Genomic DNA, 23868 nt, shown 5'->3' with positions numbered 1-23868 from the left:
GTATGCCGGGGCGCGGGACAATAAGGCATGCACCGACGCCTTGCCCCCTCATCCCCCCCTCATCTTCATCCCCACCGCCGGCGCGCCACTGTCTCCGCGGCCTGGCTGGCACCTCTGGTGGCCGCGCTGGCCCTGGCAGGCTGCGCTTCCGAGCCTCGCGCCCAGGCGCCGCAAGCGCTGCCGGCAGCCCCGCCAGCCGCGATGCCTGCGCCACAAACGCCACAGGTTCCCGTGGTTCCCGCCATGCCTGCAGAGCCGGTAGCGCCCTCCACCGCTGTGCCGCCCACGCCAGAAGAGGCGGCGGCTGCCGAGCAGGCAGGCTTCACCGCCTGGATTGCAGCATTCACCCAGGAAGCCTTGGCCGCCGGCATTCGCCCTGAAACCGTGCAGGCTGCGTTGGCCGGTGCCCAGTTGCAGCAGCGCGTGATCGAACTGGACCGCGCGCAACCCGAGTTCACCCGCACGCCATGGGCCTACCTGGACAGTGCGGTCTCCGCCCAGCGCATCGCTCAAGGCCAGGCCAAGCTGACCGAGTACGCAGCACCTCTGCAAGCCGCAGCCGGGCGGTACGGCGTGCCGGCCTCGATCGTCACGGCCATCTGGGGCATGGAAAGCAACTTCGGCAGCAACTTCGGCACCTTCCGTGCAGTCGATGCGCTGGCCACCCTGGGTTTCGAAGGCCGCCGGTCCCAATGGGCGCGCAATGAACTCATGGCTGCGCTGCGCATCCTCGACCAGGGGGACATCGCCGCCGACCGAATGATCGGCTCTTGGGCCGGTGCCATGGGGCACACGCAGTTCCTGCCATCGGTGTTCCTGGCCTATGCCGTCGATGCCGACGGCGATGGCCGCCGCGACATATGGGGAAGCATTCCCGACGTTGCATCGTCCACCGCCAACTACCTCGCCAACTCCGGCTGGCGCACAGGACAGGCTTGGGGCGTCGAAGTGCAACTGCCCGCCGGCTTCGACCATGCCCGCGCCGAAACCACGATCCGCCAATCCACGGCCCAGTGGGCCAGCGAAGGCGTCGTGGCCATCGACCGCCAGCCACTGCCAGACCTCGGCTCGGCCTCGGTCATAGCCCCAGCGGGTGCACGCGGGCCGGCCTTCCTGGTGGGCGACAACTTCCGCAGCATCCTGCGCTACAACAATTCGGTGAATTACGCGCTCGCCGTGGGGCTGCTGGCGCGGCAGATCGAAGGTGGAACCGGCGTGGCGGCCGCCTGGCCGCGAGACCTGCAGCCACTGTCGCGCAGCCAGGTGAAAGACCTGCAAACCGCGCTGAATGCGCGCGGCTTTTCCACCGGCACACCAGACGGTGTGATGGGCCCCGCCACGCGGGCTGGCCTGCGCCAGTACCAGCAGAGCATCGGTGCCGTGGCCGATGGCTATCCGACCCTGGAGCTGCTGCAGCGCCTGACAGCTCCGTGATGGGCGTTGCCCACGGCACCGAGGCTCGGTTGCGGTTGCCTCGACTGTGAGCATTCCGCTCTCGCCATAAAAAAGCCCGCGATGAACGCGGGCTTTTTTGCGGGAAGTCCAGGCCACCGACTGCGGTGGCCGCCGCTGGTCAGTCGGCCGTGGCCTCTTCCGGCTCGGCGGGTTCCGACTTCGCGGAACGCTCTCTTTTCGGCAACGGCTGAATGTCGAGCAACACGTCGGGCGTTTCCACCCCTTTGTCGTCCGTCTTGACTTCGATGTCCACCGTGAGGCGGCCCCCTTCGGTCAGGCGTCCGAACAGCAGCTCGTCAGCCAGCGCACGGCGAATCGTGTCCTGAATCAGGCGCTGCATCGGGCGTGCACCCATGAGCGGATCGAACCCCTTCTTGGCCAGGTGCTTGCGCAGGGTGTCGGTGAAAGTCACCTCCACCTTTTTCTCGGCCAGCTGGGTTTCGAGCTGCAGCAGGAACTTGTCCACCACGCGGAGGATGATCTGCTCATCCAGCGCCTTGAAGTTCACGATGGCATCCAGCCGGTTGCGGAACTCTGGCGTGAACAGGCGCTTGATGTCGCCCATTTCGTCGCCCGCCTGCCGCGGATTCGTGAACCCGATGGTGGCCTTGTTCATGGTCTCGGCACCCGCGTTCGTCGTCATGATGATGATGACGTTGCGGAAGTCGGCTTTGCGCCCGTTGTTGTCGGTCAGCGTGCCGTGGTCCATCACCTGAAGCAGCACGTTGAAGATGTCCGGGTGCGCCTTCTCGATTTCATCCAGCAGCAGCACGGAGTGCGGTTTCTTCGTGACGGCTTCGGTCAGCAGGCCGCCCTGGTCGAACCCCACATAGCCAGGAGGCGCACCGATCAGGCGGCTCACCGCATGGCGCTCCATGTACTCGGACATGTCGAAGCGGATCAGCTCGATGCCCATGATGTAGGCCAGCTGCTTCGCCGCTTCGGTCTTGCCGACGCCAGTGGGGCCGCTGAACAGGAACGAGCCAATCGGCTTGTCGCCCTTGCCCAGGCCGGAGCGCGCCATCTTCACGGCGGAGGCAAGCACCTCCAGCGCCTTGTCCTGGCCGAATACCACGCTCTTCAGGTCGCGTTCGATGGTCTGCAGCTTGCTGCGGTCGTCGTTGGAAACGTTCGCGGGCGGAATGCGCGCGATCTTCGCCACGATTTCCTCGATCTCGGCCTTGCCGATGGTCTTCTTGCGCTTGCTGGCGACCTGGATGCGCTGGGCTGCACCGGCCTCGTCGATCACGTCGATGGCCTTGTCGGGCAGATGGCGGTCGTTGATGTACTTGGCCGACAGCTCGGCCGCAGCCTGCAGCGCCGCCGCAGCGTACTTCACGCTGTGATGTTCCTCGAAGCGCGACTTCAGGCCCTTCAGGATGTCTACCGTTTCCTGCACGGTCGGCTCCACCACGTCCACCTTCTGGAAGCGCCGCGAAAGCGCCGCGTCTTTCTCGAAGATGCCGCGGTATTCGGTGAACGTGGTCGCGCCGATGCACTTGAGCTGGCCGCTGGAGAGCGCCGGCTTGAGCAGATTGGACGCGTCCAACGTGCCGCCCGAGGCGGCGCCAGCGCCGATCAGCGTGTGGATTTCGTCGATGAACAGCACGGCGTTGGGCTTGTCCTTGAGCGACTTGAGCACACCCTTCAGGCGTTGCTCGAAATCGCCGCGGTACTTGGTGCCTGCCAGCAGCGCTCCCATGTCGAGCGAATACACCACGGCCTCGGCCAGGATTTCCGGCACATCGTTCTGCGTGATGCGCCACGCCAGGCCCTCGGCGATGGCCGTCTTGCCCACGCCAGCCTCACCCACCAGAAGCGGGTTGTTCTTGCGGCGGCGGCACAGTATCTGGATCGTGCGCTCCACCTCGTAGTGGCGCCCGATCAGCGGATCGATCTTGCCGTCCTTGGCCGCCTGGTTGAGGTTTTGCGTGTACTGCTCGAGCGGCGAAGCCTTTTCGTTGCGCTCGCCACCGCCGCCCTCTTCGCCCTCGGCCTGGTTCTCAGGCTTGGCGGGCTCCGGCGGTTCGCCTTTCTTGATGCCGTGGGCAATGAAATTAACCACGTCCAGCCGCGTCACGCCCTGCTGGTGCAGGTAGTACACGGCGTGCGAATCCTTCTCGCCGAAGATCGCCACCAGCACGTTTGCGCCGGTGACTTCCTTCTTGCCGTTGCCGGTGGATTGCACGTGCATGATGGCGCGCTGGATCACGCGCTGGAAACCCAGCGTGGGCTGCGTATCCACCTCGTCCGTGCCGGCGACCTGGGGCGTGTTGTCTTTGATGAAGTTGGCCAGCGATGAACGCAGATCATCGATATTGGCCGAGCATGCGCGCAGCACTTCGGCTGCGCTGGGGTTATCAAGCAATGCAAGCAGCAGATGCTCCACGGTAATGAACTCGTGGCGCTGCTGGCGGGCCTCGACAAAGGCCATGTGCAAGCTGACTTCCAGTTCCTGGGCAATCATGTGAACTCCTTTGTGCTTGCGTGGAAGGGATTACTGTAGATCGGGACCAAAGGCCGTTTATTCAACAGGCTCACTGAGGCATTGCAGCGGATGCCCCGCTTTGTGGGCTGCCTCGCGGACCTGCTCCACCTTGGTCGCTGCGACATCGCGGGAATACACCCCACATACGCCTTTGCCGTCCAAATGGATTTTCAGCATGATCTGCGTGGCGGCTTCCCGGTCTTTGCTGAAGAATTCCTGCAGCACGACGATGACGAATTCCATCGGCGTGAAGTCATCGTTGAGCATGACCACCTGAAACATTTGTGGCGGCTGGGTCTTTTGTGTGCGCCGTTCAAGCACGACCGAACCGCCGTCGTCCCGCGCTGGCGTCCTGGTGGGCGGAGCGGGAACAGGGGAAGGTGGTTTAGTTGCCATGGATTTCATTCTAGCGAGCCACGGCGATCGACGCAGCCTCTCCCATGTAGTGATCACCCAACGGTGTTTCAAGCCTTCAGCCCGCGTCATAGACGACGTTGACGGAACCGGTGCCGGCCTGCGCGCTCCACGCGGCCAACGCCGCATCGGACGGGAAGAAGCGGCTGCCCTCACCCAGCTGCAATTCAGCCGTCGCCTGGCCCTGCCCGGCCTTGCAGCGCACCCCCATCCGCACGCGAAGGCCATGCACCAGCACCTCGCCCTGCTCGGTCTCCTGCCGGCGAGGCGGAAATTCGCGCACCAGCCGTTGCACATCGGGGGCGGTGTCGCCGATGGCCACCTGAAGATAACGGCCGAACTTGGCCCGTGCCCCCGCCAGATCCCATACCTGCTGGACCTTGACCCGCAGCCCCCCGCTGAAATGGTCGAGCTGAAGGCGCCCGCTCATGACAACGAACTCATCGTCCTTGAGCATGTCGCGGTGCGCATTGACCACGTTTTCGTCGGCCGAGGCCTCGATGGTGGCGGACTTGTCGTCCAGCTTGAACAGCGCGAGCCGCCCCCGCTGGCCGTTGATCACCCGGAAGTCGCTGATGATGCCGGCCAGAATCTGCGGCTCTCGGCTGTCGAGCAGTTCGTCGATCTGGGTGCGCACGAAGCGGCGGACCTCGCTGGCGACCTCATCGAACAGGTGGCCCGACAGGTAGAAACCCACCGCGGTCTTTTCCATCGTGAGGCGCTCTTTCACGCCCCAGGGGGTCATTTCCACCAGCTCCGGCTCTTGCGTGCTGGAGCCATGGACGTCTTCGCCCATCATGTCGAACAGGCCGCCTTGGTTGGCATTGGCCAGCGTGGCGTTGGCGAAATCGAAAGCCCGGTCGATCGATGCGGCGAGCGACGCCCGGTTCATGTTCATGGCGTCGAAGGCGCCCGCCTTGATGAGCGCCTCCAGCGTGCGCTTGTTCAAACGAGTGCGGTCCACGCGCACGCAGAAATCGAAAAGGCTCGTGAACGGCCCCTTCGTATCGCCGCGTGGCCCGGCGCCCCGCCCTTCCCGGGCCGCAATGATGGCTTCGATGGCTTGCTGCCCCGTCCCCTTGATGGCGCCCAGGCCGTAACGGATGACCTTGTCGGTGACCGGCTCGAAGCGGTACATCCCGCGATTCACGTCCGGCGGCTCGAACGACAGGCCGAAATTCTTGATGGCGTCCTCGAACAGCACCTTGAGCTTGTCGGTGTCGTCCATTTCCACCGTCATGTTGGCGCAGAAGAACTCGGCCGTGTAGTGCACCTTGAGCCAGCCGGTCTGGTAGGCCAGCAGTGAGTAAGCGGCGGCGTGCGACTTGTTGAAGCCATACCCCGCAAACTTCTCCATCAGGTCGAACACCTCGTCGGCCTTTTCCTGGCTGATGTTCTGCTTGGCGGCACCCGCACGGAAGATCTCGCGGTGCTCGGCCATTTCCTCGGCCTTCTTCTTGCCCATGGCCCGGCGCAGCATGTCGGCACCGCCCAGCGAGTAGCCTCCCAGCACCTGGGCGGTCTGCATCACCTGCTCCTGGTACACCATGATCCCGTAGGTTTCCGACAACACCTTCTCGACCAGCGGATGCGGGTACTCCACCACTTCCTTGCCGTGCTTGCGGTTCACGAAGCTGGGGATCAGGTCCATCGGGCCTGGCCGGTACAGAGCATTCAGGGCGATCAGGTCTTCCAGGCGGCTCGGCCGGGCTTCCTTGAGCATGCCCTGCATGCCGCGGCTTTCAAACTGGAACACGGCCTCGGTCTTGCCGTCGGAAAACAGCTGGTAGGTACGCGAATCGTCCAGCGGGATGTTCTCGAACGTGAAGTTCTCCTGACCTTTATGGCGCTTGACGATGAAGTCCTTGGCGATCTCCAAAATGGTCAGCGTGGCCAGACCTAAGAAGTCAAACTTCACGAGCCCGATGGCCTCCACATCGTCCTTGTCGTACTGGCTCACTGCCGAGTCGCTTCCCGGCTGCTGGTACAGCGGGCAGAAGTCGGTCAGCTTGCCCGGTGCGATCAGCACGCCCCCGGCGTGCATGCCGATGTTGCGGGTCATGCCCTCCAGTTTCTGCGCCATCTCGATGATGGTCTTGACGTCCTCTTCCTTTTGCACCCGCTCGGCCAGCAAGGGCTCCAACTCCAGCGCGTAGTTGTTCTTGTCGCCCTCCTTTTTCGGGTTGGGCGGGTACTGCAGCGTGTACGACATGCCCGGCTTGCCCGGCACGAGCTTGGAAATTCCGTCGCAGAACGTGTAGCTCATGTCCATGACGCGGCCCACGTCGCGGATCGCCGCTTTCGCGGCCATGGTTCCGAACGTGGCGATCTGGCTCACGGCATCCTTGCCGTATTTGTCCTTCACGTAGTCAATCACGCGGTCACGGTTGGACTGGCAAAAGTCGATGTCGAAGTCGGGCATCGAGACCCGTTCCGGGTTCAGGAACCGCTCGAACAGCAGGTTGTACTGCAGTGGGTCCAGGTCGGTGATCTTGAGCGCGTAAGCCACCAGCGAGCCGGCGCCGGACCCTCGGCCCGGCCCCACCGGACACCCATTGTTCTTGGCCCACTGAATGAAGTCGCCCACGATGAGGAAGTAGCCGGGAAACCCCATCTTCAGGATGGTGTTGATCTCGAACTCCAGCCGCTCCAGGTAGCGAGGTCGCTGATTGTCGCGCTCGGCTTCCTTCGGGTACAGGTGTGCGAGCCGTTCTTCCAACCCCTCCAGCGAAGCCACGCGGAAGTACTCGTCGATGGGCATGCCGCCCGGCGTGGGGAAGTCCGGCAACTGTGGCTTGCCCAGCACCAGGGTGAGGTTGCAGCGCTTGGCGATTTCCAGCGTGTTGGCGATGGCAGAGGGCACATCCGCGAACAGCGCCTCCATCTGGGCGCTCGACTTGAAATACTGCTCACGCGTGAACTTGCGCACGCGGCGCTGATTGCCAAGGATTTCGCCCTCGGAAATGCACACGCGCGCCTCATGGGCTTCGTAGTCATCGGCGGTGGCGAACTGCACGGGGTGGGTCGCCACCACCGGCAGGTTCAACCGCGCCGCCAGTTGCACGGCGGAGACCACATGCGCTTCATCGTCGGCCCGGCCCGCACGCTGGATTTCCAGATAGAAACGGTGCGGAAAAATCCCCGCCAGGCGCAAGGCCAGGCGCGCGGCCCCGGCATCGTCGCCCTTGATGATCGCCTGGCCCACCGGGCCGGCCTGCGCACCTGCCAGGGCAATGAGGCCCTCGCCCAGCTCTTCCAGCCAGGCCCAGGTGCACAGGGGCTGGTTTTTCACCACGCCGCGGGTCCAAGCCCGTGCGAGCAGTTCTGACAGGTTCAGGTAGCCCTGCTTGCCCTGCACCAAGAGGATGATGCGGGACGGCGGGTTACCGGGCTCTTCGGGCTCGACGAACACTTCGGCCCCGAGCACGGGCTTCACGCCCTTGCCGCGGGTTTCCTTGTAAAACTTGATGGCGCCGAAAAGGTTGTTGAGGTCGGTGATCGCCAGGGCGGGCTGGCCATCTTTGGCGGCCGCCTTGGCCACCTCATCGATGCGATTGGTGCCGTCGACGACGGAAAATTCGGTGTGCAGGCGCAAATGAACAAACATGACGGGTATTGTAGGAACGCTAGCCTCATGGTCCCGCGCCAGAGCCCCGGGGTTTCGTTCAGGCCGCCAGCCGGCTCGCCGGTACAATCCGGCTCCTGCCCGATCGCCGCGCGAGCCCCTGTGGCCCAGGCGGCTTGTCGATCGGAAGCGGGAACCAGATGCCCTTCTATTGCCTGAAAGCTGCCTCCATGCCGCGTTTTCCCCTGCCCCTGTTGTCCGTCCTGCTGGCCGCCGGCCTGATGGCGGGCTGCTCCAGCACCCCCGAAGACAAGACCGCCGGCTGGAGCCCCAATCGCATTTATTCCGAAGCCCGCGACGAGCTCAACAGCGGCGGCTTCGACAAGGCCGTGCCACTGCTGGAAAAGCTGGAAGGCCGTGCCGCTGGCACGCCTTTGGCCCAGCAGGCGCAACTGGAAAAAGCCTACGCCCAGTACAAGGCCGGTGAAAAAGCCCAGGCCATCGCCACGCTGGACCGCTTCATGAAGCTGCACCCCGCCAGCCCGGCCTACGACTATGCGCTGTACCTGAAGGGCCTGGTCAACTTCAATGACAACCTGGGCCTGTTCTCGTGGCTATCGCGGCAGGACCTTTCCGAGCGCGACCAGAAGGCCGCCAAGGATTCTTTCGAATCTTTCCGTGAACTGACCACGCGGTTTCCCGATTCGCGCTACGCCCAGGATTCGCGCCAGCGCATGACGTATATCGTCAACTCCCTGGCGCAGTACGAAGTGCACGTGGCCCGCTACTACTACGAGCGCGGCGCCTATGTGGCTGCCATCAGCCGCGCGCAGATCGCCCTGGCCGACTACAAGGAAGTGCCTGCGCTCGAAGAAGCCCTGTACATCCTCGTCAAGTCTTATGACGCACTGGGCATGACCCAGCTGCGAGACGATGCGCAGCGCGTCATGGCCAGTTCTTACCCGCAGAGCGAACTGAACCGCGAAGGCCTCAAGGCCAAGGCGGAACCGTGGTGGAAGGTGTGGTGAGCGCGCGCAGCGCCGCCTCGAATTCCTGCGCCGTCTGAAGGCGCCGCATCGGGGGTAGCGCCGCCAGCAGGCGCTTGCCATAGCCCATATCGACCAGCCGGGTGTCAGCGACTACCAGCACGCCCCTGTCGGTCTCGCTGCGAATCAACCGCCCGGCCCCCTGCTTGAGGGCAATCGCCGCCTCGGGCAGCGAAAAATAGCGAAAAGCACTGCGCTTGGCCTGCTCCAACCGCTGCGAGCGCGCCTCGACCAAGGGGTCGCTCGGGGGAGGGAAAGGCAGCTTGTCAATCACGACCAGTTGCAGCGCTTCGCCTGGCACGTCGAACCCTTCCCAGAACGTGGCGGACGCCACCAGCACGCAACCCGCGCGCCCCTCCGAGGCACCTTCTCGAAACCGCTCCATCAAGCGCCGCTTGGGCCATTGGCCCTGCACCAGCACCTCGATGGCAGGCTCTGCAGCAAACCGGGCCTGGAGCGCTTCGCCGATGCTCCGCAGGGCCTTGAGGGTGGTGGTCAGCACCAGGGTGCGCCCGCCCAGCACCTGGGCCGCCTCGCCAACCCAGGCGGCCAACGCCGCGCTGTGGGCCGGGTCGGCAGGTTTCGGCAACTCCCGGGGCACGTAAAACGCCGCTTGCGACGAATAGTCGAAAGGACTGTCCACCTTCAGCACGCGAGCCTCCTGCAGACCGCAAGGCTCGGTGAACCAGCGCAAGGTGGCGTCGTCTCCCAGCGTGGCCGAAGTGAAGATCCAGGAGCGGGGCTTGCCCTGCGGCGGCCTTTCTTGCTCAGGTTCATCCCAGGCCGATGCGTTGGCGTCTGCCTCGGCATTCGCATCCACATCGAAGCCTGATTCCGCCCCGTCAGCGGATTGGCCTGTGGGCAAGTGCCACAAGGAACGCATGGGCCCCGCGATGTCGAGCGGGGCCTCTACCAACCGCAAGGCTCCCGCCACGTCCACCCACCGCACGGCATCTGGGCCACAAGGCTGCGAAAACCCGTCCATGCGCTCCATGAGCTGCACAGCGCGCCCGTGCAGGCGCACGAAATCCGGGGCGATCTCGCTGACCGAATCCAGGGCGGCCAAGGCATTGCGGCAGGCGCCCACCACCTGGAGCATGGCGGCATGCCAATCGCCTGGGTCGACCCCGTCAGGCACTTCGCCCGTCCAGCGCAGCCGGGCGCCCGCGGCGGCACGGCCAACCGTCAGCCGCAGATCGCGCGCGGCGCGGTCCAGCGCCGCAGCCACCGCCAGCCAATCGACGAGACCCCGGGCGAACTGCAACCCGGCCGCCATCACATCGCGTGAAAAATCCAGCAGCTGCGCAGTGGACGCCTGCCGTCCCATGAACTGCACGCCCGTTTCATTCAACTGGTGCGCTTCGTCGAAGATGACGACGCGCACCGTGGGCAACAACTCGGCCATGCCGGAATCGCGAATGGCGCGGTCGGCGAAAAAGAGATGGTGGTTGATCACCACGACATCGGCTGCCAGTGCCTCGCGACGGGCGCGATGCACGTGGCAGGCCCGAAACCGCGGGCACGGCGAGCCCAGGCAGTTCTCGCGCGTGGAGGTCACCAGCGGGATGACGGGCGAGCGCTCGTCCAGCCCCGGCAGCTCGGCCAGATCGCCGCTCACCGTGCTTTGCGACCAGGTTTCCACACGGGCGAGCACGCGGGCCACGGAGGCATCGTGCGCCGCACCGTCCTGCCGTGCCAGTTCCATGCGGTGCAGGCAGAGATAACTGGCTCGGCCCTTCAGCAAAGCCGTTCGGACAGGCAGTGCGAAGGCATCCACCAGTCGCGGCAGGTCGCGCGCAAACAATTGGTCCTGCAGGGCCTTGGTGGCCGTGGACACCAGCACCCGCTCGCCGCTGAGCAGCGCCGGAACCAGATAGGAAAACGTCTTGCCGACGCCCGTGCCGGCCTCCACCACCAGCGCGCCGCCCTGCTCGATGGTTTCCGCCACCGCCACGGCCATTTCGGTCTGGCCGGCGCGCGGCTTGAAGTGCTCGTGCGCCAGCGTCAGCACGCCCCCCTGGGCGAACGCAGCCTGCACGCTGTGCACCAGCGATTCAGTGCGAGGCAGGTCCATGCCGTTCAGGCCCTGCATCGCCAGGCACGCGGAACAGCCCACCCTGTGGGATTGCAGCATCGCGGAGAGAAAGAAGGGGAGGACAAGGAAAGAAGGCAGGACGCGCGTCGCATGGCAAAACCGCCAAAGGGCGCCCGATAATACGTGCTCACCCGCCCCTCCGTCCGGCCGGCGGTTCCCCGCCCCCACACCATCTCCGCCATGACCAAACCGTTTCGCCTCACTGCGTCAACTGGCATCCACAAAGGCGACCGCGAGTACCAGCAGGACCAGGTGGCGCTGATCGCCCATCCCCGCTACAACGGCTGCGTGCTGGGGGTGGTGGCGGACGGCATGGGGGGCCGCAGCGGCGGTCGCAAGGCCTCCGATCAGGTGATGCTCACAGCAAGGCAGTGGTTTGAGCGCTACTCGCCGGACAGCGACGACACGGCCGCCATGCTCAAGCACATGGTCGAAGAGGCCCACATCGTGATCCGGCTCACCGCCATTTCGGCCGAGCAGGAGCCGCACAGCACCGTGGCGGCGTTCATCATCAATCCGCGCGGCGACTGCCATTGGGCCCATGCGGGCGACTCGCGCATCTATCACTTCCAGGGGGCCCGGCTGGCCTTTCGCACCAGCGACCATTCCTACGTGCAGGCCCTGGTGGACCGCGGCGAAATCACCGAGGCCGAGGCCAACACCCACCCGCATTCCAACATCCTGGTGGGCTGCCTGGGCACCGAGAGCGACCCGCCGGTGACGCAGCACATGATCCCGCAACTGCTGCCGGGCGATGTGCTGCTGGCCTGCAGCGATGGGGTATGGCACTATTTTTCGCCCACCGAACTGGCGTCGGTGGTCGATTCGCTGTCACCGCGCGAGGCGACCGAATTCCTCATCGAGAAAGCGCGCTCGCGGGCACGCGGCGGTGGCGACAACCTGTCCCTTGCGATCGTCAAGATCGAAGCACTGGCCGAAGAAAAGAAGCCTGCCCGGCTGGTGCGCTGACTCCGCGCATTGCACGCGCAGTCTTTTGACGCAGCGGCGCGGGCCCCGCGGCAATCCGCTCAGGGCGTGGTGCTGGCTGGTGCCACGGTTGGCGCTGGTGGTGGCGGCGGCAATGCTGCTGCGGGCTTGCGGCCCTCTGCGGCAGCCTCGGCCTGGGCTCTGTCGTGCTTTTCCCGCCGTTCCTGAGCGGCCTTTTGCTTGGCTTCGTAACGGGCACGCGCCTCGGAAATGGCGGCCGGCTGACCTGCGGCCCGCTGTGCCTTGGCAGCGTCATGCGACTGCTCGCGGGAATGCTGCTGTGCCGCGCGCTGTTGCGCTTCATGCTCGCGCTCGGCACGGCCCTCTGCCTGCGACTGGGCACGCGAAGCCGCTTGCATGGGCGCAGGGCGCTCTCCCCCTTCGATCTTTTCGCGCTGCTCCTGCTGCTTTTGCTCGATGGACTGTTTGCGCAGGTCGGCTTTTTCGCGCCGACCCGCGTCATTGATCGCGATCTCGCGCTGCCGCAGCGCGGTCTCCTGGTCACGCACCTGGGCCCGCACTTCGGCCAGGCAGGCCTCCACGGCAAAGCGCTGGTAGCAAACGCCCTCTTCCTTCGTGCGGCGGGCCTGCAGCGCACGCCGGTCGCGTTGGATCTGGTCGAGTTCCGCACGCCGCTCGGCCTGCGCCGCATCGGCCGAAGAACGGGCAGCGTCCAGCGGGGCCTGAGCGGTAGCCAGCGACGAGACGAGCGCCACCGCAGCGGCGATGAAAAGGCGATGGAAAGATGGCATGGTGAAAGATGAGGGGTCAGGTCAGCCCGGTGTCGACGGTTCGCCGCTCCAGGGCCAGGAATTCCTTGGATTGCATTTCGTTCAGCCGGGACACGGTACGGGGAAACTCGTGCGCCAGCGGGCCTTCGGTGTAGAGCTCCTCGGGGGGCACGGCTGCCGAGAGTATGAGCTTCACGCGCCGGTCATACAACACGTCCACCAGCCAGGTGAACCGCCGGGCCGGGGACGCCATCGCCACGGGCATGTATGGCACGTCCGACAGCAGCACCGTATGGAACTGCGTGGCGATTTCCAGGTAGTCGTTCTGCGAGCGCGGGCCGCCGCACAGCACGCTGAAATCGAACCACACCACGCCGCCGGCCTTGCGGCGCGCGCGGATTTCACGGGCTTCGATGTGCAGCACGGGATCTTCGTCGCGCACCTCGGCCAACTGGTCGAACGTCTCGGACATTTCTGCGTCGGCCTGAGGACCGAGCGGTGTGTGGTACAGCCGCGCCGACTCCAGCGTGCGCCGGCGATAGTCGGTGCCGTTGTCCACATTGACGACCTGCATGCGCTGGTTCAGCAGTTCGATGGCCGGCAAGATGCGGTCGCGGTGCAGCCCGCCGGGGTACAACCCGTCAGGCTCGAAATTGGAGGTGGTCACGAAACCCACGCCGTTCTCGAACAGCGCCACCAGCAGGCGGTGCAGGATCATCGCGTCGGTGATGTCGGCCACATGGAACTCGTCGAAGCAGATGAGCTTGTAGCGCTTGGAGATGCGCTCGCCCAGCACGTCCAGCGGATTGACGGTGCCCTGCAGCCCCGCCAACTCCCGGTGCACCTCGCGCATGAATTCATGGAAGTGCAGCCGCACCTTGCGGCGAATGGGCACTGCGTTGAAAAAGCAATCCATCAGGAAGCTCTTGCCACGCCCCACCCCGCCGTACATGTAGACGCCACGGGGCACCTCAGGGCGGTTGATGAGTTTTTTCAAGGCGTTGGAACGGCGCTCCTTGTACAGCGCCCAATCGTCGGCACAGCGCTGCAGTGCCTCCACGGCGCGCAACTGGGCCGGATCGCTTTGGTAGCCCTTGCTGGCCAACTCCGCTTCATACGCCTGCTTCACATTCACACGCACACTCCAAACGCTATAAAAAAGATAGCTGCCTGCGCTAGTGTTTCAAGCGCCGGCAGCCATTTTTACTCAAAGTCCCGGAATCAGAAGTTCAGCGTGCGCTTGTCGACGGCCAGCGCCGCTTCCTTGGTGGCTTCGCTCAGGCTGGGGTGGGCATGGCAGATGCGCGCGATGTCTTCTGCACTGGCCTTGAACTCCATGGCCACCACCGCTTCTGCGATCAGTTCGCTGGCCATCGGGCCGACGATGTGCACGCCCAGGATTTCGTCCGTGGTCGCGTCGGCCAGGAACTTGACCATGCCAGTCGTGTCGCCCAGCGCCCGTGCGCGGCCGTTGGCCAGGAACGGGAACGTACCGGCCTTGTACTTCACGCCATCCGCCTTGAGCTGCTGCTCGGTGCGGCCGACCCATGCGATCTCGGGGTTCGTGTAGATCACCCAGGGGATGGTGTTGAAGTTCACGTGGCCGTGCTGGCCCGCGATGCGCTCGGCCACCGCCACGGCTTCTTCCTCGGCCTTGTGCGCGAGCATCGGGCCGCGCACCACGTCACCCACGGCCCACACGCCGGGCAGGTTGGTCTTGCAATCGGCATCGACCACGATCGCGCCGCGCTCGTCGAGCTGCAGGCCCACAGCTTCGCCATTGAGGCCGATGGTGTTGGGCACACGGCCGATCGAGACGATGAGCTTGTCCACTTCCAGCGACTGGGCTTCGCCCTTGGCGTTGGTGTAGGCGACGGTCACGCTCTTCTTGCCGGTCTGGATCTCGCCGATCTTCACGCCCAGTTCGATCTTGAGGTTCTGCTTGTCGAAAGCCTTCTTGGCTTCCTTGGCGATCTGCTCGTCGACCGCGCCGAGGAACGTGGGCAGGCCTTCCAGCACCGTCACTTCGGCACCGAGGCGGCGCCACACCGAGCCCATTTCCAGGCCGATCACGCCAGCGCCGATCAGGCCCAGCTTCTTGGGCGTCTCGCCGATGCGCAGTGCGCCGTCGTTGGAGAGGATGAACTCTTCGTCGAACGGCACGCCGGGCAGAGCGCGGGCGTTGGAGCCCGTGGCCAGGATGATCTGCTTGCCGGTGATGGACTCTTCGGCAGCGCCGGCCACGCGGATTTCATAGCCGCCGTCGGCCGCCTTGACGAACGAACCGCGGCCATGGAAGAACGTGACCTTGTTCTTCTTGAACAGGTACAGGATGCCGTCGTTGTTCTGCTTCACCACGCTGTCCTTGCGGGCGATCATCTTGGCCACGTCCATGCGGACGTCCTTGACTTCGATGCCATGGTCGGCGAAGTGGTGGTTGGCCTGGTCGAAATGCTCGGACGATTGCAGCAGCGCCTTGGAAGGAATGCAGCCCACGTTGGTGCAGGTGCCGCCGGGCGCGGGGCCGCCCTTGCCGTTCTTCCACTCGTCGATGCAGGCCACGTTGAAGCCCAGCTGCGCGGCGCGGATGGCAGCGATGTAGCCGCCGGGGCCGCCGCCGATCACGATCACGTCGAATTGTTTGCTCATGTCAATCTCACTCAATCGGTTGAAGAAAAACCCACCGGCGGGCACGGCCAACGGCCGGGCCACGCGGGTGGGTCATCCAGGGGGGATCAGATGTCGAACAGCAGGCGCGATGGGTCTTCCAGCGCTTCCTTCATGGCCACCAGGCCGAGCACAGCTTCACGGCCGTCGATGATGCGGTGGTCGTACGACATGGCCAGGTAGTTCATCGGACGGATGACGATCTGGCCGTTCTCCACCACGGCGCGGTCCTTGGTGGCGTGCACGCCCAGGATGGCCGACTGGGGCGGGTTGATGATGGGCGTGGACAGCATCGAGCCGAACGTGCCGCCATTGGAGATAGAGAACGTGCCGCCGGTCATCTCTTCGATGCCCAGCTTGCCGTCCTTGGCCTTCTGACCGAACTCGGCGATCTTCTTTTCGATGTCGGCGAACGTCATCTGGTCGGCATTGCGCAGGATCGGCACCACCAGGCCACGGGGCGAGCCCACGGCGATGCCGATGTCGAAGTAGCCGTGGTAGACGATGTCGTTGCCATCGACCGAAGCGTTCAGCACCGGATACTTCTTCAAGGCGTGCACGGCGGCCTTCACGAAGAAGCTCATGAAGCCGATCTTCACGCCGTGTTCCTTGGTGAACGCGTCCTGGAACTTCTTGCGCATGTCCATCACGGGGGCCATGTTCACTTCATTGAACGTGGTCAGGATCGCGTTGGTCGATTGCGATTGCAGCAGGCGCTCGGCCACGCGGGCACGCAGGCGGCTCATGGGCACGCGCTGCTCCGGACGGCCGCTCAGGTCTTCCTTGGCGGCCGGTGCAGCCACCTGGGGCAGCGCCTTCGTGGGCACGCCGGTGGGGATCGCTGCGGGGGCGGCGGCTGGCTTGGCAGCGCCGGAGGCCACGGCGCCCAGTACGTCGCCCTTGGTCACGCGGCCGTCCTTGCCCGTGCCGGCCACGGAAGAGACCGACAGGTTGTTGTCGGCCAGCAGCTTGGCAGCGGCCGGCATGGCCACATCGCCCTTGGAGCCGCCAGCGGCGGCGGGGGCTGCAGCCGTGGCTGGTGCCGGTGCAGCGGCGGGCGCGGCGGCAGGGGCTGCGGCGGCTGGCGCTGCGGCGCCGGCCTTGCCTTCGGTGTCGATCTTTGCGATGAGCTGGTCGGCCACCACGGTGGCGCCGTCGCCCTGCACGATTTCTGCCAGCACGCCGGCGGACGGCGCGGGCACTTCGAGCACGACCTTGTCGGTTTCGATTTCGATCAGGATCTCATCGATGGCGACGGCCTCGCCGGCCTTCTTCTTCCACGTGAGCATGGTGGCTTCCGCCACGGATTCGGACAGTTGGGGGACTTTGACTTCAACGATAGCCATGGGAATTCTTTCGGGGATTGTTTCTGCTTTTGTGTGTTCGGGTTTCCGGCCTTACTTGGTCAGGACAAACCCCTTGAGCTTTGCGAACGCGCCGTCCACCAGAGCCTTTTGCTGCTCCTGGTGCAGGTGCGAGTAGCCGACCGCGGGAGACGCCGAGGCGGCGCGGCCGGAATAACCCAGCTTCTGGCCGTCGAGCATGTTCTCGTGGATGTAGTGCTGCACGAAGAACCAGGCGCCCTGGTTCTGCGGCTCGTCCTGGCACCACACGATGTCGGTGGCGTTCGGGTACTTCTTCAGCTCGGCAGCGAAAGCCTTGTGCGGGAACGGATAGAGCTGTTCCACGCGCAGGATGACGACGTCGTCGGCTTCTTTCTCTTCGCGCTTCTTGACCAGGTCGTAGTACACCTTGCCCGAGCAGGCGATGACGCGCTTGATCTTGTCGGCCTTCTTGTCGATGGCTTCGTTCTGCTCCGGAATCACCGTCTGGAAGCTGCCCTTGGTGAACTCTGACAGCGGCGAGGTCGCGTCCTTGTTACGCAGCAGCGACTTCGGCGTCATGATGATCAGCGGCTTGCGCAGGTGGCGGACCATCTGGCGGCGCAGCACGTGGAAGATCTGGCTGGCCGTGGTGGGCTGCACCACTTGCATGTTGGCGTCGGCCGACAGCTGCATGAAGCGCTCCAGGCGGGCCGAGCTGTGCTCGGGGCCCTGGCCTTCGTAGCCGTGCGGCAGCATCAGCGTGATGCCGTTCACGCGGCCCCACTTCACTTCGCCGGAAGCGATGAACTGGTCGATCACCACCTGCGCGCCGTTGGCGAAGTCGCCGAACTGCGCTTCCCAGATCACGAGCGTGTTGGGGTCGTTGGAGGCATAGCCGTATTCGAAGCCCAGCACCGCCTCTTCCGACAGGATCGAGTCGATCACGACGAACGGAGCCTGGTTCTCGCTCACGTTCTGCAGCGGCACGTAGGTGCCCGTGTCCCACTTTTCGCGCTTTTGGTCATGGATGACCGAGTGGCGGTGCGTGAACGTGCCGCGGCCGCAGTCTTCGCCCGAAAGGCGCACCGGGAAGCCGCTGGCCACCAGCGAAGCGAAAGCCATGTGCTCGCCCATGCCCCAGTCGACGGGAATGTCGCCGCGGCCCATGGCAGCGCGGTCGTCATACACCTTCTTGACCAGTTGGTGCGGCGTCACGCCTTCAGGAATGGTGGTGATCTTTTCGGACAGGCGCTTCCACTCGGCGAGCGGAATGGCGGTGTCGCCGGCGTCGGTCCACTTCTTGCCCAGGAACGGGCTCCAGTCCACGGCGTACTTGCTCTTGAAGTTGGTCAGCACCGGATCGACCGTGTGCTTGCCAGCGTCCATGGCGGCCCGATAGGCCTTGGCCATGTCGTCGCCCAGCGTTTCGCCCATGCCCTGCGTGGCCAGCTTGTCGGCATAAAGCTTGCGGGTGCCTGGGTGTGCGCCGATCTTCTTGTACATCAGCGGCTGGGTGAGCGCGGGGGTGTCCTGCTCGTTGTGGCCCAGCTTGCGGAAGCAGATGATGTCCACGACCACGTCCTTCTGGAACTCCATGCGGAATTCCAGGGCGAGCTGGGTGGCGAACACGACGGCTTCAGGATCGTCGCCGTTCACGTGCAGCACGGGCGACTCGATCATCTTGACCACGTCCGTGCAATACAGCGTGGAGCGGCTGTCGCGTGGATCGGAGGTGGTGAAACCGATCTGGTTGTTGATCACGATGTGCACCGTGCCCCCCGTGGAATAGCCACGGGTCTGGGCCAGCGCCAGCGTTTCCTGGATCACGCCCTGGCCGGCGAAAGCGGCATCGCCGTGCACCAGTACAGGCAGCACCTGCTTGCCGTGTGGATCGGCGCGGCGGTCCATGCGTGCGCGCACGGAGCCTTCCACGACGGGGTTCACGATTTCCAGATGGGATGGATTGAAGGCCAGCGACAAGTGCACCGGGCCGCCAGGGGTGCTGACGTCCGAACTGAAACCTTGGTGGTACTTCACGTCGCCGGACGGCAGGTCTTCCGGAGCGGTGTGGTCGAACTCGGCGAACAGGTCCTTGGGCATCTTGCCCAGCGTGTTCACCAGCACGTTCAGGCGGCCGCGGTGGGCCATGCCGATCACGATTTCCTGCACGCCCTTGGTGCCGGCGGCCTGGATGAGCTCATCCATGGCCGCGATGAAGCTTTCGCCGCCTTCGAGCGAGAAGCGCTTTTGGCCGACGTATTTCGTGTGCAGGAAGCGCTCGAGGCCTTCAGCGGCCGTGAGACGGTCCAGGATGTGCTTTTTCTTGTCGGGGCCGAAGCTGGGCTTGCTGCGGATGGTTTCGAGCTTTTCCTGCCACCAGCGCTTTTGGTTCTGGTCGGTGGCATACATGTACTCGACACCGATCGAGCCGCAGTACGTTTCGCGCAGCGCGTTGGTCAGTTCGCGCAGCGGCATCGATTCTTTGCCGAAGAAGGTGTTGCTGGTGTTGAACACCGTTTCCTGGTCGGCATCGGTGAAGCCGTAGAACGAGGCTTCGAGCTCAGGAATGGCGGGGCGCTCGGTGCGCTTGAGGGGGTCCAGATCGGCCCAGCGTTGGCCGACGTTGCGGTACGCGGAGATCAGCTGCTGGACGGCGGTGCGCTTGCGGCCAAGTTCGGAGTCGGCGCCGGTGGCCACCACGACCTTCGTGCCGCCTTGCTTGGCGCGCTCTGCGAAAGCATTGACGACGGGAAGATGGGGGACGTCCTTGGCGTTGGAGCCATCGACGGCTGGCACATGCTGCAGGGCGTCGAAGTATTCGCGCCACGTGTCTGGCACGCTGCCGGGGTTGACGAGATAGTTCTCGTACATCTCTTCGACATAAGGCGCGTTGCCGCCGAAAAGATAGGTGTTGCCTTGGTAGGCTTGGTATACGGATGTCGTATCGCTCATATTCCGCTGACCTCCGCTTCCCTTGGGGAAGCATTAGCTGGTGGGTAAACCTTCCGCGACACGGCTGAACCGATTGGCGGATGCGACTGTGGCTGGGGAAGGGCCGGGGGTGCGGGCGCCATTGTGCCACCGAACACTCACCAGCGCGCCCTACGGGGCGTAAGCGCGTGTTCCTGCTCGGCCGTGTCATGCGCGTCGCTTACATTTCTGCTTTCGCTGTTACCGCCCATATGAACTCACCCACCCTGCAAAGCCGCACCCTTTTGCTCCTTCTCATCGCGGTGACGGTCGCGTTTTTCGCCATCCTGTGGCCGTTCCACGGGGCGGTGTTCTGGGGGGTGATCCTGGCAATTCTTTTCACGCCGCTGCACCGGCGCCTGCTGCGGCGCATGCCACGCCGGCGCAACCTGGCGGCGCTGTGCACGCTGGGACTGTGCCTGGTGATCGTGATCCTGCCCATGACCTTCATCACCATTTCACTGGTGCAGGAGGCCGGGCTGATCTATGAGCGCATGAAGACCGGGCAGCTCAACTTCGGGGCCTACGTGCAGCAGGTGCTGGGCGCACTGCCCTCGTGGCTGCTGGGGCTGCTGGACCGCTTCAATCTGACGACCGCCGCCGAGGTGGAAGCCAAGCTGTCGTCGGTTTCGGTGCAGGCCGGCCAGTTCGTGGCGACGAAGGCGCTGGACGTGGGCCAGAACACGCTGCAGTTCATCGTGAGCTTCGGCATCATGCTGTACCTGCTGTTTTTCCTGCTGCGCGACGGCAGTTCGCTGGTGAATCGCATTCGCCAGGCGGTGCCGCTCGACGAAGAGCACAAGCGCCAGCTGGCCAGCAAGTTCACCACGGTGATCCGCGCCACGGTCAAAGGCAACATCGTGGTGGCGGCGGTTCAAGGCGCGCTGGGCGGCGGGATCTTCTGGATTCTCGGCATCCAGGGCCCCATCCTCTGGGGCGTGCTGATGGCGTTCCTGTCGCTGCTGCCCGCCATCGGCGCCGGCCTGATCTGGGGACCGGTGGCGATCTATTTCTTCGCCACAGGCGCCGTCTGGCAAGGCTCGGTGCTGGTAGCGTTCTGCGTGTGCGTGATCGGGCTGGTGGACAACGCGCTGCGCCCCGTGCTGGTGGGCAAGGACACGAAGATGCCGGACTACATCGTGCTCATTTCCACGCTGGGCGGCATGGCGCTGTTCGGCCTGACGGGCTTCGTGATCGGCCCGGTGATCGCTGCCCTGTTCATCGCCACCTGGGATCTGTTCTCGCAACCGCCTGAATCCTCGCTAAAGTAGCCTGCACTGCGGCACCCGCCGGCACCTGGCCGGCTGCCATCCGCCATGCCCCAGATTTCGCCTCGCCGCCTCGTCCTGCTGGCCCTCGTGCTCTCGGCAGGCATCGGTGCGCTGTTCGCCCGGGCGATCCTCACGATCCGGGACGACGCTTGGTCTTATGCGTTGCAAACCAACGCCAGCCTGGCGCGCACGGTGGAGCAGAACATCAAGCGCACTTTGGATGGCTTCGACTATTCATTGATCGGGGTGGCCAAGAGCCTGTCCGACCCGGGCCTGCCGAGTCTGGGCCCGGAGATGCGCAACACCTTCCTGTTCGACCATTCGCTGCACACCCCGGGCCTGGGCGCGGTGGCGGTGCTGGACGACAAAGGCGACGTGCTGATGCGCTCCACCAGCCTGGAGCCGATCACGCTCAATCTGGCAGACCGGGAGTATTTCCAGGTCCACAAGGACGTCGAACGCGAGGGCGTTTACGTCGGCAAGCCGATCCAGGGCCGCGTGACGGGCATGTACAGCCTGCCCATCAGCCGCGCCTATTACCGGCCCGATGGCAGCTTCGGCGGCGTGGTGGTGGGCACCGTCCGGATCAGCTACTTCAAGGAACTGTTCGCCTCGATCGACGTCGGGCCGATGAGCCGCGTGGATCTTTGGAGCACCCGCGACGGTATTGCGGTGGCGCGGTTTCCCTATGAAGAGAAGGACGTCGGCCAGCCGATGGACGACGCCAGCCTGCTCGCCCGGCTGCAAGCCTCCGACAGCGGCAGCTTCACGGCGCAGGATGCCAAGGATGGAACCGAACGGCTGCACACGTTCCGCCGCATCGGCGGCTATCCCCTGGTGGTGAGCGTGGGCCAGTCCGCCGACAACATCCTCGCCAAATGGCGCGCCAGCGCCAAGGTGCTCGGCGCGTTCGCCGTGCTGCTGATGGCGGCCTGCCTGGGTCTGTCCGCCCTGTTCGCTAGAGAGTTGCAGCGCCGCCAGGCCATCGCCGCCCAATTGAAGCAGGCCGAGCACGACATGCGCACGATCCTGGACAACCTGCCGTCGCTGGTGAGCTATTGGGACAAGGACCAGCGCAACCGATTTGCCAACCAGGCCTACATGGACTGGCTGGGCGTTTCACCGGAGCGCATGCCCGACGTGAAGCTGCTGGAGGTGCTGGACCAGAACACCTACAACCACGCGCTGACCCATATCCAGCAGGCCCTGAAAGGGCACAAGCAGGTGTTCGAACGCACGGTGCCGCTGCCCTCCGGCGAGGTGCGCCACACGCTCGTCTCGTACATCCCCGACAAGGAGGGCGACGAGGTGCAGGGCATCTTCGTGCAGATCGACGACCTGACCGACCGCAAGCGCATGGAAGACTTGCTGTTCGAAGAGAAAGAGCTGATCCGGCTGACCCTGCAGTCCATCGGCGATGCGGTCATCTGCACCGACGCCGAGGGCCAAGTCACCTACATCAACCCGGTCGCCGAAAAGATGACCGGGTGGCAGGCCTTTCACGCTGCGGGGTCGGACATCGACGATGTCGTTCCGCTGCTGCAGCCAGGCAACGAAGGCAGCGTGAGCCCTACGCGCAAGGCGCTGGCGCAAGGCACGCCCCAGCCGTCCGAGCGGGGTTTCGTGCTGCAGTGCCGGGACGGGAGGCGCATCGACATCGAAAAATCGGTGAGCCCGATCATGGACCGCCACGGCCACGTCACTGGGACCGTGATGGTGCTGCGCGACGTGACGGAAGCCATGGAAATGTCGCGCCGCATGGCGCATCTGGCCCAATACGACGTGCTGACCGACCTGCCCAATCGCGTGCTGCTGCAGGATCGCGCGCAGCAGGCCATTGCGCATGCGATACGCGACAACCGAAGCCTGGCGCTGATGTACATCGACCTGGACGGTTTCAAGCAGGTCAACGACACGCTCGGGCACGATGCGGGCGATGTGCTGCTGGTACAGGTCGCACGCCGCTTCAAAGGCGCAGTCCGGCATTCGGACACCGTGTGCCGTCAGGGCGGCGACGAATTCGTCGTTCTCCTGCCCAGCCTGGACAACGCCGAGCAGGCTTGCCTGGTGTCGCACAAGATCATGGCGGCCTGCGAGCCGCCCTTCGATCTGCAAGGCAACGCCCGGCGCATTCACCTGAGCGGCGGTATCGCCCTGTTCCCGCAACATGGCCGCAGCTTCGAAGAATTGGCCCGCAGCGCCGACATGGCGATGTATGCCGCCAAGCGGGCAGGACGCGGGCATTTCCGCCTGTTCGAGGGCGCGGACCAGGAACCCAGCATCGTCTCGGCACCCCATGCGGCAGACGTTGCCGGGCCAGCCGCCACAGCAGCCACCGAATAGCCGCGACGGGCCAACAGCCGATTCATACCGCTCGCCGCCTTCCGCAAAAATAAAAGCCCGGCGTGCCCTTCAGTTATCGCAAATCCTCGCCGATACCACCCATATGTCTCTTTCCATCGCCTCTGCCTCCGGCACCTCTTCCAACATCTCGGCCAGCCGTTCTTCGGGCACATCGAACAGCGACATCGCGGCGCTGCAAAAGCAGCTCAAGGACCTGACGGCCGATCTGAAGCAGGCATCTGCAGAAGCCGGCCAGTCAGCGAATCAGACCGAAGCCAAAGCCAAGCAGCAGAGAATGCAGGCGCTGCAAAACCAGATTCAACTGGTGCAGCAGCAGATTCAAGCCATTCAGCAGGCACAGCAGCAAGAGCAGCAGCAAAAGGCGATGGAGAAGGCCATGCAGCAGATGCAAACGGCCGAGAAGAAAACGCCCCCCTCCCCGCCCAACCTGGGCACGCAGGTCGATACTTACGCCTGACATTCACAGACCCTTGCAACGACCAGCACCAAG

The 23868-nt window shown here is 64.6% G+C and carries 15 protein-coding genes; 6 read left to right on the top strand and 9 right to left on the bottom strand.

The features are described 5' to 3' along the window. Positions 1-27: 27 nt before the first annotated feature. Positions 28-1434, top strand: coding sequence for a lytic murein transglycosylase (locus BLT03_RS17620; protein WP_092745056.1), 1407 nt, complete (start codon positions 28-30; stop codon positions 1432-1434). 139 nt (positions 1435-1573) lie between these two features. Here the strand turns inward: BLT03_RS17620 and clpA are convergent, their stop codons facing one another. The 3 genes from clpA to dnaE form a co-directional block, all read right to left on the bottom strand. Beyond that, on the bottom strand, positions 1574-3922 hold the full coding sequence (gene clpA, locus BLT03_RS17615; protein ID WP_092745055.1) for an ATP-dependent Clp protease ATP-binding subunit ClpA: 2349 nt from the start codon (positions 3920-3922) through the stop codon (positions 1574-1576). Between the two features lie 57 nt (positions 3923-3979). After that, entirely contained in the window at positions 3980-4348 is a 369-nt protein-coding gene (gene clpS / locus BLT03_RS17610; protein WP_092745054.1) for an ATP-dependent Clp protease adapter ClpS, read from the bottom strand. A 67-nt stretch (positions 4349-4415) separates the two neighbouring features. Further along, the gene (dnaE, locus tag BLT03_RS17605) at positions 4416-7964 is read right to left on the bottom strand and encodes a DNA polymerase III subunit alpha (protein ID WP_092745053.1); all 3549 of its coding nucleotides are present in this window, start codon (positions 7962-7964) and stop codon (positions 4416-4418) included. A 188-nt stretch (positions 7965-8152) separates the two neighbouring features. Here dnaE and BLT03_RS17600 point away from each other — a divergent pair, with 188 nt between their 5' ends. Beyond that, the gene (locus BLT03_RS17600) at positions 8153-8950 is read left to right on the top strand and encodes an outer membrane protein assembly factor BamD (RefSeq protein ID WP_092745052.1); all 798 of its coding nucleotides are present in this window, start codon (positions 8153-8155) and stop codon (positions 8948-8950) included. On the opposite strand, the gene BLT03_RS17595 is transcribed toward BLT03_RS17600, so the two are convergent. Then, positions 8913-11042: an ATP-dependent DNA helicase gene (locus BLT03_RS17595; protein ID WP_092745103.1), complete on the bottom strand. Its 2130-nt coding sequence runs from the start codon at positions 11040-11042 to the stop codon at positions 8913-8915. The genes BLT03_RS17600 and BLT03_RS17595 overlap by 38 nt on opposite strands. Before the next feature lie 201 nt (positions 11043-11243). On the opposite strand from BLT03_RS17595, the gene BLT03_RS17590 reads away from it, so the two are divergent. Next, positions 11244-12032 carry a PP2C family protein-serine/threonine phosphatase gene (locus BLT03_RS17590; protein WP_092745051.1) on the top strand — a complete coding sequence of 263 codons (789 nt, stop codon included), beginning with the start codon at positions 11244-11246 and terminating at the stop codon, positions 12030-12032. A gap of 59 nt (positions 12033-12091) precedes the next feature. Here BLT03_RS17590 and BLT03_RS17585 read toward each other — a convergent pair whose 3' ends face one another. From BLT03_RS17585 to BLT03_RS17565, 5 genes are all read right to left on the bottom strand, one after another. Then, positions 12092-12802 (bottom strand): hypothetical protein, encoded by a 711-nt coding sequence (locus tag BLT03_RS17585; protein WP_092745050.1) that lies wholly within the window; start codon positions 12800-12802, stop codon positions 12092-12094. A 16-nt stretch (positions 12803-12818) separates the two neighbouring features. After that, positions 12819-13916, bottom strand: coding sequence for a cell division protein ZapE (gene zapE, locus BLT03_RS17580; RefSeq protein ID WP_092745049.1), 1098 nt, complete (start codon positions 13914-13916; stop codon positions 12819-12821). 86 nt (positions 13917-14002) lie between these two features. Next, positions 14003-15430, bottom strand: coding sequence for a dihydrolipoyl dehydrogenase (gene lpdA / locus BLT03_RS17575; protein WP_092745048.1), 1428 nt, complete (start codon positions 15428-15430; stop codon positions 14003-14005). Between the two features lie 86 nt (positions 15431-15516). Further along, positions 15517-16794: a 2-oxoglutarate dehydrogenase complex dihydrolipoyllysine-residue succinyltransferase gene (odhB, locus tag BLT03_RS17570; RefSeq protein ID WP_092745047.1), complete on the bottom strand. Its 1278-nt coding sequence runs from the start codon at positions 16792-16794 to the stop codon at positions 15517-15519. A gap of 51 nt (positions 16795-16845) precedes the next feature. After that, positions 16846-19725 (bottom strand): 2-oxoglutarate dehydrogenase E1 component, encoded by a 2880-nt coding sequence (locus BLT03_RS17565; protein ID WP_092745046.1) that lies wholly within the window; start codon positions 19723-19725, stop codon positions 16846-16848. A 230-nt stretch (positions 19726-19955) separates the two neighbouring features. Between BLT03_RS17565 and BLT03_RS17560 the strand changes: the two genes are divergently transcribed. From BLT03_RS17560 to BLT03_RS17550, 3 genes are read left to right on the top strand one after another with little or no spacing between them, the layout of a single operon-like run. Beyond that, positions 19956-21014 carry an AI-2E family transporter gene (locus tag BLT03_RS17560; protein WP_092745045.1) on the top strand — a complete coding sequence of 353 codons (1059 nt, stop codon included), beginning with the start codon at positions 19956-19958 and terminating at the stop codon, positions 21012-21014. Positions 21015-21059: 45 nt separating this feature from the next. After that, complete coding sequence (locus BLT03_RS17555) at positions 21060-23357, top strand: diguanylate cyclase domain-containing protein (protein WP_092745044.1); 2298 nt, start codon at positions 21060-21062, stop codon at positions 23355-23357. Further along, a complete protein-coding gene (locus BLT03_RS17550) occupies positions 23311-23835 on the top strand; it encodes a FlxA-like family protein (RefSeq protein ID WP_092745043.1) in 525 nt (174 codons plus the stop codon). The genes BLT03_RS17555 and BLT03_RS17550 overlap by 47 nt, the downstream gene beginning before the upstream one ends. Positions 23836-23868: the final 33 nt, after the last annotated feature.

It is taken from the genome of Paracidovorax valerianellae (assembly GCF_900102625.1).
Lineage (GTDB): Bacteria > Pseudomonadota > Gammaproteobacteria > Burkholderiales > Burkholderiaceae_C > Paracidovorax > Paracidovorax valerianellae.
This window is presented reverse-complemented; position numbering and strand designations above follow the sequence as displayed.

Excerpts from the sequence above, each read along its gene's own strand:
- odhB (WP_092745047.1), bottom strand. The coding sequence starts at position 16,794 with ATGGCTATCGTTGAAGTCAAAGTCCCCCAACTGTCCGAATCCGTGGCG.
- clpA (WP_092745055.1), bottom strand. The coding sequence starts at position 3,922 with ATGATTGCCCAGGAACTGGAAGTCAGCTTGCACATGGCCTTTGTCGAG.
- BLT03_RS17550 (WP_092745043.1), top strand. The coding sequence starts at position 23,311 with ATGCGGCAGACGTTGCCGGGCCAGCCGCCACAGCAGCCACCGAATAGC.
- BLT03_RS17555 (WP_092745044.1), top strand. The coding sequence starts at position 21,060 with ATGCCCCAGATTTCGCCTCGCCGCCTCGTCCTGCTGGCCCTCGTGCTC.
- clpS (WP_092745054.1), bottom strand. The coding sequence starts at position 4,348 with ATGAAATCCATGGCAACTAAACCACCTTCCCCTGTTCCCGCTCCGCCC.
- BLT03_RS17590 (WP_092745051.1), top strand. The coding sequence starts at position 11,244 with ATGACCAAACCGTTTCGCCTCACTGCGTCAACTGGCATCCACAAAGGC.
- BLT03_RS17595 (WP_092745103.1), bottom strand. The coding sequence starts at position 11,042 with ATGGACCTGCCTCGCACTGAATCGCTGGTGCACAGCGTGCAGGCTGCG.
- BLT03_RS17560 (WP_092745045.1), top strand. The coding sequence starts at position 19,956 with ATGAACTCACCCACCCTGCAAAGCCGCACCCTTTTGCTCCTTCTCATC.
- dnaE (WP_092745053.1), bottom strand. The coding sequence starts at position 7,964 with ATGTTTGTTCATTTGCGCCTGCACACCGAATTTTCCGTCGTCGACGGC.
- BLT03_RS17565 (WP_092745046.1), bottom strand. The coding sequence starts at position 19,725 with ATGAGCGATACGACATCCGTATACCAAGCCTACCAAGGCAACACCTAT.
- BLT03_RS17585 (WP_092745050.1), bottom strand. The coding sequence starts at position 12,802 with ATGCCATCTTTCCATCGCCTTTTCATCGCCGCTGCGGTGGCGCTCGTC.
- lpdA (WP_092745048.1), bottom strand. The coding sequence starts at position 15,430 with ATGAGCAAACAATTCGACGTGATCGTGATCGGCGGCGGCCCCGGCGGC.
- BLT03_RS17600 (WP_092745052.1), top strand. The coding sequence starts at position 8,153 with ATGCCGCGTTTTCCCCTGCCCCTGTTGTCCGTCCTGCTGGCCGCCGGC.
- BLT03_RS17620 (WP_092745056.1), top strand. The coding sequence starts at position 28 with ATGCACCGACGCCTTGCCCCCTCATCCCCCCCTCATCTTCATCCCCAC.